Genomic DNA, 11,981 nt, shown 5'->3' on the forward strand with positions numbered 1-11,981 from the left:
CGCGGATCAGCGCTCGGCGGGCACGCGGCCGACCCAGCGCAGCGCGTTGCCGCCGGCGATCGCCTCGCGCTCCGCGTCGCTGAGGAAGTCGGACTTCCTGAGCACCTCGCCGACGGGCCGCTCACCCAGCGGGTACGGGTAGTCGCTGCCCAGCATCACGTGGTCCGCGCCCAGGGTGTCGACCAGCGTGCGCAGCGCCGCGGGCTCGAAGACGACGCTGTCCACGCTGAACCGCCCGAGGTAGGCCGAGGGCGGCAGCTGCGAGGTGGCGATGAGGTCCGAGCGGCGGTGCCAGGCGTTCTCCAGGCGGCCCAGCCAGAACGCGAAGGATCCGCCGCCGTGCGCGAAACAGATCTTCAGGTCGTCCGAGACCCGGTCGAACACGCCGCCGAGGATCATGGCGAGCAGGGAGAGGTGGGTCTCGGCCGGCATCCCGGTCAGCCACTGCGCCATCCAGCGCCCGAGGCGCGGGGAGGTGGGCATGTCCCAGGGGTGCACGAAGACCGGCGCGCCGCGCGAGGCCGCGTGCTGGAGGAAGGTGACGACACCCTCCGCGTCGAGGTCCTGGTCGCCGACGTGGTTGCCGATCTCCACCCCGACATGTCCGGCGTCCAGGCAGCGGTCGAGTTCGCGGCAGGCCGCGTCGGGGTCCTGGAGCGGCACCTGGGCGAACGGTATGAACCGCTCCCGGTCGGGTGCGCAGATCTCCAGGGCGAGGTCGTTGAAGATCCGGGAGACCTTGACCGCCTCGGGGCCGCTCAGGTCGTACCCGAAGAACAGCGGGGTGGGAGACACCACCTGGGCGTGCACCCCGTCGGCCGCCATGTCGGTGAGCCGGGCCGACACGTCCCAGCAGGTGGAGTCGATGGGCCGGAACTCGGTCTCCCCCACCATGATCATCGCCTGGCGTTCTGACTCCACCCGCAGCCAGGGACGCCCGGGACCGAGGTCCGGCCAGCCGGCGGGGACGTAGTGGGTGTGGATGTCGACGACAGAGGAGGGCACCGGAACAGAGGAGGACACCGGATCAGCCCTTCCCGGGGTGCAGCGCCCCGCAGTTGCCGCACGTGCGCTGCTCGACGGAGGCGTGGAAGGCCTCGAAGACCGGCGGCAGGTCGGCGACGATGTCCCGCACCTGAAGCTCCACCGAGTGCACCTTCGTACCGCACTCCAGACAGAACCAGCCGAACTGCTCCGTCGTGCCCTCGGGGCGGATGCGCTCCACCACGATGCCGATGGAGCCCTCCTCCGGGCGCTGCGGGGAGTGCCAGACGTTGCCGGGCAGCAGCCACATGTCACCTTCGCGGATGTCCACGCGCTCGGGACCGTCATCGGTCATCACGTTGACATGCATATTGCCCTTGACCTGGTAGAAGTACTCCTCGTACGGGTCGAAGTGGAAGTCGTACCGCTGGTTGGGGCCGCCGACGATCTGCACGATGAAGTCACCGGTGTCGTCCCACATCGCCTTGTTGTTGACCGGGGGCTTCAGCAGGTGCTCGTGCTCGGCGATCCACTGCGGGAAGTTGAAGACCGGGGGCAGCTTCGTCATGAGTTCTCCTTGGCGGTTCGGCCGGACCGGCGCACGGCGACGGCCTGGATCTCGATGAGCAGATGCGGGTGGGGAAGCTGGTGGACCGCGACGGTGGTGCGCGCGGGTCCCGAGGCGTCGAAGTGCTCGGCCCATACGCGGTTGTAGCCGCCGAAGTCGTTCATGTTGACCAGATACGTGGTGACCTGGGCCAGGTCGTCGAGGGTGCAGTCGACGGCGGCGAGGACGTCGCGGATGTTCTCGATCACGGCCCGGGTCTGCGCCTCGATGTCGAGGTCCGTCACACCCATCCCGTCGGCCTTGGCCCCGGCGAAGGTGTTGTCGGGGCGGCGGCTGCTGGTGCCGGAGACGAACACCAGGTCGCCGACGACCTTGACGTGCGGGAACTTGCCGCGCGGGGTGGCCTTTCCCTCGACCACGAGTGATGTGTCGTTCATCGCTGCTCCTCCGTGGCGGCGCCGGTGGTGGTGACACTGACGGAGCCGAGGCCCGGGACGGTCGCCCTGACCGTGACTCCGCCGGGGAGCGCGACCGCGGCGGTCGCCGCCCCGGCGAGGAGCACGGACCCTGCGGGCAGGACGACGCCCTGGGCCGCGGCCATGCGGGCGATCGCCGGCAGGGCGAGGACGGGGTCACCGAGGATGTCGCTGGTGCTGCCGGTCGCCGCGGCCGCGCCGTCGATCTCCAGCGTCACCGGCCGGTCGTCGTACCGGACGTCGGTGGCGGTGAGATCGACCGGCTGCCAGGCCCCGGTCACGAACCCGACCGCCGAGGTGTTGTCGGCGACGACGTCGGTGAGGGAGAACTTGAAGTCCGCGTAGCGGCTGTCGATGATCTCCAGGCCGGGGGCGACCGCGTCGACGGCGGCCCGCAGTTCGGCCTCGGGGTCGGCCGCGGCGCGCGCGTCGAACTCCGCGCCGAGGCGGAAGGCCACCTCCGGCTCGACGCGCGGGTGGATGAAGTCCTCCATGGCGACGCCGCCACCGTCGGCGTACTCGCCGCTCGCGTGCAGCCGCCCGAAGATGACGTCGGAGACACCCATCTGGAGCGCCTTGGCCTTGCTGGTGAACCCCAGCTTCACACCGACGAGCCGGTCACCGCGGGCCGCCCGCAGCTCGGAGCCGAGCGCCTGCACACGGTAGGCGTCGTCCAGGGTGAGGGAGGCGGAGCGGCTCAGCTGCGCGATCGCCCGCCTGGAGGTGACGGCCTCGTCGAGGTCCGCGGCGTGCTGGGCGAGGGAGGAGGTCGTTTCGGTCACAGTGCCACGCACACATTCGTCGTCTCGGTGTAGAAGTGCAGCGAGTGCTTTCCGCCCTCGCGTCCGATCCCGGAGCGGCCCGTGCCGCCGAAGGGGGCGCGCAGATCGCGCAGGTACCAGGTGTTGACCCAGGAGAGGCCGACGTCCATCGCCTGCGCCACCCGGTGGGCCCGGTTCAGATCGCTGGTCCACACGGCGGCGGCGAGCCCGTAGTCGGTGTCGTTCGCCAGGCCGATCGCCTCCTCCTCGGTGTCGAAGGGGATCAGCGCGGCGACGGGGCCGAAGACCTCCTCGCGCACGGTGCGACAGGAGTTGTCCAGGCCTGTCCACACCGTCGGTTCGATCCAGGAGCCGCCCGCCAGGTCCGCACCGAGGTCGGGGATGCCGCCCCCGGCGAGGACCTCGGCCCCCTCCTTGACGGCCAGGTCGAGGTACGACATCACCTTGGCGCGGTGCCCCTGGGAGATCAGCGGTCCTGTCGTCGTGCCGGGGGCGTGCGGTCGGCCGAGGCGCAGTCCCTTGGCCCGCTCGGCGATCCCGGCCGCCAGCTCGTCGAAGATTCCGCGCTGGACGTAGACCCGCTCGGTGCAGAGGCAGACCTGGCCGGTGTTCAGGAACAGCGAGCGGGTCAGCCCGTCGAGGGTCCGCTCCAGCGGGGAGTCGTCGAAGACGACGGCCGCGTTCTTGCCGCCCAGTTCGAAGGAGACGGGCACCACGCGCGGCGCGACCGTCTTCATGATGGTCGCCCCCGTCGAGGACTCGCCGGTGAAGGTGACACCGTCGATCCCGGGGTGCTGGGTGAGGAACTCGCCCGCCGAGTCCGGGCCGAAGCCGTGGACGACGTTGTAGACGCCGTTCGGCGCACCCGCCTCCGCGATGACCTCGGCCAGCAGGGTCGCCGTCGACGGGGTCTCCTCGGACGGCTTGACCACCACGGCGTTTCCGCAGGCCAGGGCCGGTGCCACCTTCCACGTGAGCAGCAGCAGCGGAAGGTTCCAGGGCACGATGACGGCCACGACACCGAGCGGCTTGCGCACCGCGTAGTTGAGCGCCTGACGGCCGTCGGCCGTGTCGGTCAGATACGAGTCGAGGCCGGCGGAGGCGATCGTGTCGGCGAAGGACCGGAAGTTCGCCGCCGCGCGGGCCACGTCCAGTTCGCGGGCCTGTGCCACCGGTTTGCCGGTGTCCCGGATCTCGGCGTCCACGAACTCTTCGAAGCGGGCCTCGATCCCGTCCGCGATCCGCCTCATCAAGGCGGCTCTCTGCTGGTCCGTGGAACGGCCCCAGCGGCCCTCGAACGCCCGGCGCGCGGCACGTACGGCGGCATCCACCGTCTCCTGCCCGGCCTCGTGCACCACAGCGACACGGGCCCCGTCGACCGGGCTGAACTTGTCGAACGTGTCCGCACCCTCGACGAAGTTCCCGTCGACGAAGTTGCGGAGCTGAACGATCTCGGTTGGCGAATCGTCAGTCATGTGGGGACCGTACGAGCGCCTTTCCATGCCCGTCCAATGCCGATTTGGGCCTCCGGTATAGCTGATTGGACATGGCAGGACCGGGTGCCCGGGAGGGGCGGGACCGGGTGCCGTGCGGAGCCGGCTCCGACGGGCCGCGCACCTCTCGGTATGACCGTTTGGCGATAGGTACGGACGAACTAGGCATTACCCGAGGTGCCACGGGCCTGGCGAAGATACGGATCACCGCACACCCGGAGCCGTCAGGGCGCCGGCGATGACGAGGAGGCGCAGTGGCCGGAACAGCAGTCCGTCCGGCGGACACCAGCGAGTTCTTCACCTGTCGGCGCCCGGAGGACTACCACCCCGACTGGCCGGGCTTCTACCGGCAGGCCGCACACCGCCGCCGGGAACTCCGCTCGCGGGTGCCCCACGAGATCGACCTCAAGTACGGCCCGGACGCACACCAGTTGGTGAACGTCTACCACGCCGGGCCGCCCGGCACCGGCTCCCCGGACCGCCCCGTCATCGTGTACTTCCACGGCGGCCGCTGGCGCGAGGGCCACCCGGCCTATTACGACCACCTCGCCGGCCCCTGGGTGGAGGCCGGCGCGGTCTTCATGTCCTTCGGCTACCGGCTCGAACCGCGACACACCATCGCCGACGCGGTCACGGACGCGGCCGTGGCGGTGGAGTGGGCGCGCGCGAACGCCACCCGTTACGGGGGCGACCCGGACCGCATCACCGTGGCCGGGCACTCCGCGGGCGGTCACCTCGCCGCGATGGTCACGCTGACCGACAGCTCCCCAGGACCGGTGGCGGGCACCGTGTGCATGAGCGCGCCCACCGATCTGCGCGACATGGTCGAGGACCCGGCGGAGGCCGTGCGGCTGAGCCCCGCGCTGCGGGTGAGCCGCGGGCCCGAGCGGGTGGTGGTCTCCTTCGGGGACCCGGAGCCCAACCGCAAGGCGGACGACGACTTCCTGCTGACCCGTCAGGGACGGCTGCTCGCCGACGCCCTGGCCGCCGCGGGCCGGCCGCCGGTGACCGTGGCGCTGACCGGGACCGACCACATCGGCACCGGCACGGCCTTCGCCGACCCGGAGTCGGAGCTGTTCGAGGCCGCGCACCAGGTCGTCTTCGGAGGCTCCCGATGAGGGACGGCGCGCGTACGGCGCCGGGGAGCGGGCGCGGCGGCGTCCTGACGAGCTTTCGCGGGATGCGCTTCGACGTGGTGGGACTTGCCTTTCTCGCGGTGCTACTGGACGGATTCGACTCCGCGTCGCTCTCCTTCGTCCTGCCGTCCCTGGCCGAGCATTGGGGTGTCACCTCGGCCGACTTCACCCCGGCGGTGGTGCTGACCAACATCGGCGTGGTGCTCGGCTACCTGGCTTCGGGCAGGCTCGCGGTACGCCTCGGCCTGCGCCGGATGCTGATCTCCGGGACCCTGCTGTTCGCCGCGGGGTCGCTGGTCACCGCCCTGGTGCTGCCCGCGCAGTCACTGACGGCGCTGGGCACGGTCAGGCTGATCACGGGCCTCGGGCTCGGTGTGGTCCTGCCCGGCGCCGTCTCCCTCGCCGCCGCACACCACCCGGACCGGCAACGGCAGTCGGTCTCCGTCACGGTCACCCTCGGGCTCGCCTTCGGCGGAACGGTCGCCGGTGTCTTCGGCAGCAGCCTGCTGGCGTCGGTCGGGACCACCGGGGTGTTCTGGATCGGCGGCGCGCTGCCGCTGCTGCTGGCCGCGCTGATGATCCGCCGGCTCCCGGCCGCACCGGCGCCCCTGGCCGCGGTCGGCACGGCGACCGCTCCCGGAGCCGACGATCCGGCGACCGCCGCACGCGAGGCACGGGTCGGCGCGCTGTTCGCCCCCGGACTGCGCGCCGCCACCCTGCTGCTGTGGACCTTCGCCTTCCTGGTCTTCATCGCCAGCTACACCCTCCAGTCCTGGGTGCCCACGCTGCTGACCGAGTACGGCTTCTCCGCCTCGCGGGCCCCGATCGGCCTGGCCTTCCTGAGCTTCGGCGGAGTCATCGGCGGCATCGTGCTGCTCCTGCTCGCCGCCCGTAAGGGGATCACGTTCGCCCTGATGGTGATGCCGGCGATCGGCGCGGTGTCGATGGTCGTCGCGGCGACCGTCGGAACGGACCACACCGCGCTGCTGCTCGCGCTCGCCGGGTCCGGTGCGGGTGTCACGGCCGGCCAGATCGGCCAGCTGACCCTCGCGGTGGCGATGTACCCGCCGGCCACCAGGACCGCCGGAGTGGGCTGGGCCGCTGCCCTGGGCCGGGTCGGCTCGATCGTGGGTCCCGCGGCGGCGGGCGCCCTGCTCGCGCTCTCGCTCCCCGGCGACGACATCGTGCTCCTGACCGCGATTCCGGTAGTGGTGGCGGCGGTGAGCGCGGCGGTGCTGTGGCGGCTGTCGCGCGGGGCGGAGCGGACCGACAGGGGCGAGGACACGGAACGGAAGACGCGGGAAGTGACGGCGCGATGAGTGACTGGTTCGATCTCGGTGACGTGGCGGTGGTTCCGATCGTGGAGACACCGCGGCTGCTCATCGACCCGGTGGAGTTCTTCCCCAACCACCCGCTCGGTCCTTCTGGTTGGGCCGCCGAGGACCCCTGGTACGACCCCGGGCGCGGACAGCTGATCTACACCATGCAGGCCTTCCTCGTCGTCACCCCGCACGAGCGGATCCTGGTCGACGCCTGCGTCGGCGACGGGAAACAGCGGGGCAGGCCGGAGTTCGACCGGCAGGACAGCGGCTGGTGGCAGCGGTTCGCGGCGACGGGAGTGGCCGCCGACGAGGTGTCCGCGGTCGTCCTCAGCCATCTGCACGTGGACCACGTCGGCTGGGCGACGAAGTGGTCGGACGGGCGCTGGCAACCGGCCTTCCCGAAGGCCAGGCACATCCTGACCGCCGCGGAGTACGACTACTGGCGCTCGGAGGCGGGGGCCGCGGCCATGACCCGGACCGGCGACTACCTCGCCGACAGCATCGAACCGGTCGCCGAGGCGGGCCTGCTGGACCTGACACCCCCGGACGCCGAGCTCGGTCCCCATGTGCGGCTGTGCCCGGCACCGGGCCACACCCCCGGCAACACGGCCGTCCTGGTCACCGGCTCCCGGGCACGGATGCTGCTCACCGGCGACATCCTCCACCACCCGCTCCAGCTGATGGACCCGGACACCAGCACCCGCTACTGCGTCGACCCCGACCTCGCGGCGCACACCCGAAGGCGGACGCTGGACTGGCTGGCCGACACCGGCACCGCGATGCTGCCCGCACACTTCGCCGCCCCGTCCGCCGGTCGCGTCGGCCGCGCCGGCTCCGGGTTCGCCTTCACCCCTGCCACCGACCTCCGTCGACCGGGCCGGTTCGGGGTGGCGGGCGGCGCCGGATAGCGCATTCTCCACCTACTTGATCACGCCGTGGACGGGCTCGCCGAGCTCCCGGGCTCGTCGCACGAACGTCTCGTGCAGTTCGCCGGCCGCCCGTGACACGGACTGCGTCCGCCGGCGTTGCAGCATCAGCAGCACCCTGGCGGAGTCATCGGCCAAGGGGCGGCAGACGATCCGGCCACTGCGTTCCAGTGGGTCGCCGACCACGCTGAAGTCGGGCAGCACGGTGACCCCGAGCCCCTCCGCGACCATCAACTTGCCCATCTCCGCACCGTCGGTCGAGTACGAGAACACCGGAGTACGGCCCGCCAGCACGCGATGTATGTAGCGGTGCATCACATAGCCGGTGCGCATCGCGATCAGCGGTTCGGTGAGGAGGTCGTCCACGGAGACCTCGTCCAGGGCCGCCAGCGGCCGGTCCGGACGTGCGCACACCACCGGTCGCCCCCGCAGCAGTTCGGTGGCCTCGAAACCTGCGGGCAGGTCGTCGCCGTCGAGATGGTTGACCAGACCCAGGTCGAAGCCGCCCTCGGCGAGCCCTCGTTGGATCTCCGTCTGCCGCGCGCCGACCACTTCGACCTGGGTGAGCGGATGCGTGGCCCGGAACTCCCGCAGTACGGGGATGAGCAACGGGACCGTCGCGGCGTTCACCGTGCCGACGCGCACCATCCGGCTGAGGCGGTGCTGCTCCCCCGCCGCCATTCGCAGCCGGTCCACCGCCTCGAGCACGCCGACGATGTGCGGCATCAGCTCCTGCCCCGCCGAACTCATCGTCGCCCCGGTGCGCTTGCGCTCCAGGAGGGCGACGCCCAGTTCCCGCTCCAGGTTCCGCACCGTCTCGCTCAGCGCGGGCTGCGACAGGCGCAGTTCGTCGGCCGCCCGGCGCAGCGAGCCGAGCCGGGTGACGGCCGTGATGTATTCCAGCTGTTCGGTCCGCATCCCGGAAGAATGCGTCGGGATTCGAGGGGTGTTCAAGGATTTCCCTGTCACACCTTCGTGAAATTCAATGGTCCGCGATACGAGAACGGTCGGGTTTTCCTTGACGGTTCTCCACGGCTGCTGCAACCATCAACGGCATGAAGAAGCGACTGGACCTCACGCGGCGACGCCACGTCGACCTCGCACGCGTCTCCAGCGCCTCCTGTTGCGCCGCGGCCTGACCACTCCGCCGCAGATCACTCCCTTCACCGCCTGAACCGGGCCTGCCCGCGCGTCCCTCGCGGCGTCGCCGCGCCCGTTCACGGCTCATTCGTATGCACGTGCACGACCGTCCATTTCGGCGTGCCCGAAAACATTCCGCACCAGGAGTTCCGCGATGTCCGCAGCGCCCGTGAAATTCGCGTACTGGGTCCCCAATGTCAGTGGTGGACTCGTCACCAGCACGATCGAGCAACGCACCGACTGGGGGTACGAATACAACCGCGAACTCGCCGTCCTCGCCGAGAACAACGGCTTCGAATACGCGCTCAGCCAGGTCCGCTACATGGCCAGCTACGGCGCCGAGTTCCAGCACGAGTCGACCAGCTTCAGCCTCGCCCTGCTGCTCGCCACCCAGCGCCTGAAGGTCATCGCCGCCGTCCACCCCGGCCTGTGGCACCCCGGCGTCCTCGCCAAGTTCGGCGCCACCGCCGACCACCTGTCGAACGGCCGCTTCGCCGTGAACGTCGTATCCGGCTGGTTCAAGGGCGAGTTCACCGCACTCGGGGAACCCTGGCTGGAGCACGACGAACGGTACCGCCGCGCCGAGGAGTTCATTCGCGCCCTGCGCCAGACCTGGACCGAGGACCACACCGAACTCGCCGGCGACTTCTACCGGTTGCGGGACTTCTCCCTCAAGCCGAAGCCGCTCAACACCCCCGAGCGACCGCACCCGGAGATCTTCCAGGGCGGCAACTCCACGGCCGCCCGCGCCATGGGGGGCCGGGTCTCCGACTGGTACTTCTCCAACGGCAAGGACTTCGACGGGGTGATCGAGCAGATCAACGACGTCCGCACGTCCGCCGCCGAAGTCGGCCGCACGCCACCGAAGTTCGGCCTCAACGCCTTCCTGATCGCCCGCGACACCGAGGCCGAGGCCCGCGACACCCTCCGCGAGATCGTCGCCAAGGCCGACACCGAGGCGGTCGAGGGCTTCGGCGCCGCCGTGAAACAGGCCGGCCGGTCCACCTCCGACGGCAAGGGCATGTGGCAGGACTCCAGCTTCGAGGACCTCGTCCAGTACAACGACGGCTTCCGCACCGGCCTGATCGGCACCCCCGAGCAGATCGCCGAACGCATCGTCGCCTACAAGCGGCTCGGCGTCGACCTCCTGCTGCTCGGCTTCCTGCACTACCACGAGGAGGTCGAGTACTTCGGCAAGCGCGTGCTCCCCCTCGTACGCGAGCTGGAGGCCCAACTCCCGGACGCCGAACCGGAGTCCGCCCTCGCCTGACGCGCCTCACACCGCCGCACCGCACCGCACCGTGAAAGAGGTAACCCCATGAGCACCGCCACACCCACCGACTGGCACACCCGGCCCGCCCCCGCGAGCGCCGAGGAGTGGATCGCCCGCGCCGCCGAGGTCTCCGCCGTCCTCGCCACCGACGCAGCCGCCCGCGACCGGGCCGGCGCCACTCCCCACGCGGAAGTGCGGCTCCTCAAGGACTCCGGCCTGGTCACCCTGCTCGGTCCCGCCGAGCACGGGGGCGCCGGGCAGGACTGGACCACCGCCTACCGTGTGGTGCGCGAGGTCGCCAAGGCCGACGGCTCCATCGCCCAGCTCCTCGGCTACCACTACCTGTGGAACTGGGCCGCCCGGCTGGTCGGCACCCGCGAGCAGTGGGAGCACGTCGAGGCCGAGGCCGCCCGCAACCAGTGGTTCTTCGGCGGCGCGGTCAATCCGCGCGACCAGGACGTGGTCGTCACCGAGGACGGGGACGACCTCGTCTTCACCGGCCGCAAGTCCTTCTCCACCGGCAGCAGGGTCTCCGACGTCACCGTCCTCGAAGGTGTCTTCGAGGGCACGGACAAGCACGTCTTCGCGATCGTCCCGTCCGACAGCGAGGGCCTGACCTTCCACGACGACTGGGACAACATCGGACAGCGGCTCACCGAGAGCGGCGGTGTCACCCTCGACGGCGTCCGCACCCCCTGGGCCTCGGCGGCCGGCTACGTGGACAAGGAATTCCAGCCGCGCGTCTACAACACCCTCAACGTCCCCACCATCCAGCTCGTGTTCGTCAGCTTCTACCTCGGCGTCGCGGCCGGCGCCCTGGAGACCGCCGCCACCTATACGCGCACCAAGTCCCGTTCCTGGCTGCACGGCGGGTACGAGCGCGCGGTCGACGAGCCGTACGTCATCGACATCTACGGCGACCTGACCGCCAAGCTGTGGGCGGCCGAGGCGCTGGCCGACGCGGTCGCCGCCGAAGGGCAGCGGCTGCACGACGACCCGGACGCGGTCACCCCCGAGATCCGCGGCGCCTTCGAGGTGCGCGTCGCCGCGGTCAAGGCGCGGGCAACCGATGTCGCCCTGGAGGTCGGCAACCGGATCTTCGAGGTCACCGGCGCCCGCTCCACCGCCAGTACCGAGGGCCTGGACCGCTTCTGGCGCAACGTGCGCACCCACACCCTGCACGACCCCGTCGCCTACAAGCGCCGCGAGGTGGGCCGCTGGGTCCTGGAGGGCGAGCTGCCCGAACCCACCTGGTACTCCTGACCGCTCCCTTCCGGGCGCCCGTCCCGCACGGGCGCCCGGGCTCCCAGAAAGAGGCAGCCCCATGGCCACCGTCCTTTCCGTTTCCGGCAGCCCCTCCGCCACCTCCCGCACCGGCCGCCTCCTGCGCCATCTCGACCGGCAGCTGGCCGCTCAGGGACACGAGGTGATCCCCTTCGACGTCCGTACCGTCCCGGCAGAGGCACTGTTGGGCGCCGATCCGCGCCATCCCGCGATCGTCGAGGCCGGTGAACTGTTCGCCCACGCCGACGGCGTCATCGTCGGCACGCCGGTCTACAAGGCGTCGTACTCGGGCGTCCTCAAGGCGCTGCTCGACCTGCTCCCGCAGTACGCGCTCGCCGGGAAGACCGTGCTGCCGCTCGCCACCGGCGGCTCGGTCGCCCACGTCCTCGCCATCGACTACGCGCTCCGTCCGGTGCTGTCCTCGATGGGCGCGGCCCACATCGTGCAGGGCTGGTTCACCCTCGACAAGGACATCTCGGTGCGCGAGGACGGCACGCTCGCCCTCGCACCGGCCGTCGCCGAGGCCCTGTATCCGATCGTCGACCAGTTCTCGGCCGCGCTCGGGCACCGCCCCGTCCTGGCCGCGGCGGGCTGACC

Annotated in this window: 13 protein-coding genes; 7 read left to right on the forward strand and 6 right to left on the reverse strand. The window is 71.0% G+C overall.

What is annotated here, in order from left to right:
* Window positions 1–6: 6 nt before the first annotated feature.
* From ACNYS0_RS06545 to ACNYS0_RS06565, 5 genes are read right to left on the reverse strand one after another with little or no spacing between them, the layout of a single operon-like run.
* Window positions 7–1,005 carry an amidohydrolase family protein gene (locus ACNYS0_RS06545; RefSeq protein WP_422471715.1) on the reverse strand — a complete coding sequence of 333 codons (999 nt, stop codon included), beginning with the start codon at window positions 1,003–1,005 and terminating at the stop codon, window positions 7–9.
* A gap of 22 nt (window positions 1,006–1,027) precedes the next feature.
* Window positions 1,028–1,552 (reverse strand): 3-hydroxyanthranilate 3,4-dioxygenase, encoded by a 525-nt coding sequence (locus ACNYS0_RS06550; protein ID WP_422471716.1) that lies wholly within the window; start codon window positions 1,550–1,552, stop codon window positions 1,028–1,030.
* A complete protein-coding gene (locus tag ACNYS0_RS06555) occupies window positions 1,549–1,989 on the reverse strand; it encodes a RidA family protein (RefSeq protein ID WP_422471717.1) in 441 nt (146 codons plus the stop codon). Before ACNYS0_RS06555 ends, ACNYS0_RS06550 begins: the two co-directional genes overlap by 4 nt.
* A complete protein-coding gene (locus tag ACNYS0_RS06560; RefSeq protein ID WP_422471718.1) occupies window positions 1,986–2,810 on the reverse strand; it encodes a 2-keto-4-pentenoate hydratase in 825 nt (274 codons plus the stop codon). Before ACNYS0_RS06560 ends, ACNYS0_RS06555 begins: the two co-directional genes overlap by 4 nt.
* Window positions 2,807–4,285, reverse strand: coding sequence for a 2-hydroxymuconic semialdehyde dehydrogenase (locus ACNYS0_RS06565; RefSeq protein WP_422471719.1), 1,479 nt, complete (start codon window positions 4,283–4,285; stop codon window positions 2,807–2,809). Before ACNYS0_RS06565 ends, ACNYS0_RS06560 begins: the two co-directional genes overlap by 4 nt.
* 272 nt (window positions 4,286–4,557) lie before the next feature.
* Between ACNYS0_RS06565 and ACNYS0_RS06570 the strand changes: the two genes are divergently transcribed.
* The 3 genes from ACNYS0_RS06570 to ACNYS0_RS06580 are packed head-to-tail and all read left to right on the forward strand — an operon-like array spanning window position 4,558 to window position 7,669.
* Window positions 4,558–5,421, forward strand: coding sequence for an alpha/beta hydrolase (locus ACNYS0_RS06570; protein WP_422471720.1), 864 nt, complete (start codon window positions 4,558–4,560; stop codon window positions 5,419–5,421).
* The gene (locus ACNYS0_RS06575; protein WP_422471721.1) at window positions 5,418–6,758 is read left to right on the forward strand and encodes an MFS transporter; all 1,341 of its coding nucleotides are present in this window, start codon (window positions 5,418–5,420) and stop codon (window positions 6,756–6,758) included. Before ACNYS0_RS06570 ends, ACNYS0_RS06575 begins: the two co-directional genes overlap by 4 nt.
* Window positions 6,755–7,669, forward strand: a complete 915-nt coding sequence (locus ACNYS0_RS06580) for an MBL fold metallo-hydrolase (protein ID WP_422471722.1) — start codon at window positions 6,755–6,757, stop codon at window positions 7,667–7,669. The genes ACNYS0_RS06575 and ACNYS0_RS06580 overlap by 4 nt, the downstream gene beginning before the upstream one ends.
* 12 nt (window positions 7,670–7,681) lie before the next feature.
* On the opposite strand, the gene ACNYS0_RS06585 is transcribed toward ACNYS0_RS06580, so the two are convergent.
* Window positions 7,682–8,605, reverse strand: a complete 924-nt coding sequence (locus ACNYS0_RS06585; protein WP_422471723.1) for a LysR family transcriptional regulator — start codon at window positions 8,603–8,605, stop codon at window positions 7,682–7,684.
* A gap of 137 nt (window positions 8,606–8,742) precedes the next feature.
* Between ACNYS0_RS06585 and ACNYS0_RS06590 the strand changes: the two genes are divergently transcribed.
* The 4 genes from ACNYS0_RS06590 (at window position 8,743) to ssuE (ending at window position 11,979) form a co-directional block, all read left to right on the forward strand.
* Window positions 8,743–8,826: a putative leader peptide gene (locus ACNYS0_RS06590; RefSeq protein WP_361066375.1), complete on the forward strand. Its 84-nt coding sequence runs from the start codon at window positions 8,743–8,745 to the stop codon at window positions 8,824–8,826.
* Between the two features lie 155 nt (window positions 8,827–8,981).
* Entirely contained in the window at window positions 8,982–10,097 is a 1,116-nt protein-coding gene (gene sfnG, locus ACNYS0_RS06595; RefSeq protein WP_422471724.1) for a dimethylsulfone monooxygenase SfnG, read from the forward strand.
* Window positions 10,098–10,145: 48 nt separating this feature from the next.
* Window positions 10,146–11,363, forward strand: a complete 1,218-nt coding sequence (locus ACNYS0_RS06600; RefSeq protein ID WP_422471725.1) for an acyl-CoA dehydrogenase family protein — start codon at window positions 10,146–10,148, stop codon at window positions 11,361–11,363.
* A 61-nt stretch (window positions 11,364–11,424) separates the two neighbouring features.
* Complete coding sequence (gene ssuE / locus ACNYS0_RS06605) at window positions 11,425–11,979, forward strand: NADPH-dependent FMN reductase (protein WP_422471726.1); 555 nt, start codon at window positions 11,425–11,427, stop codon at window positions 11,977–11,979.
* Window positions 11,980–11,981 lie beyond the last annotated feature (2 nt).

The sequence above is a fragment of the Streptomyces anthophorae genome (assembly GCF_049310305.1).
In the GTDB taxonomy this organism is placed as follows: Bacteria; Actinomycetota; Actinomycetes; order Streptomycetales; family Streptomycetaceae; genus Streptomyces.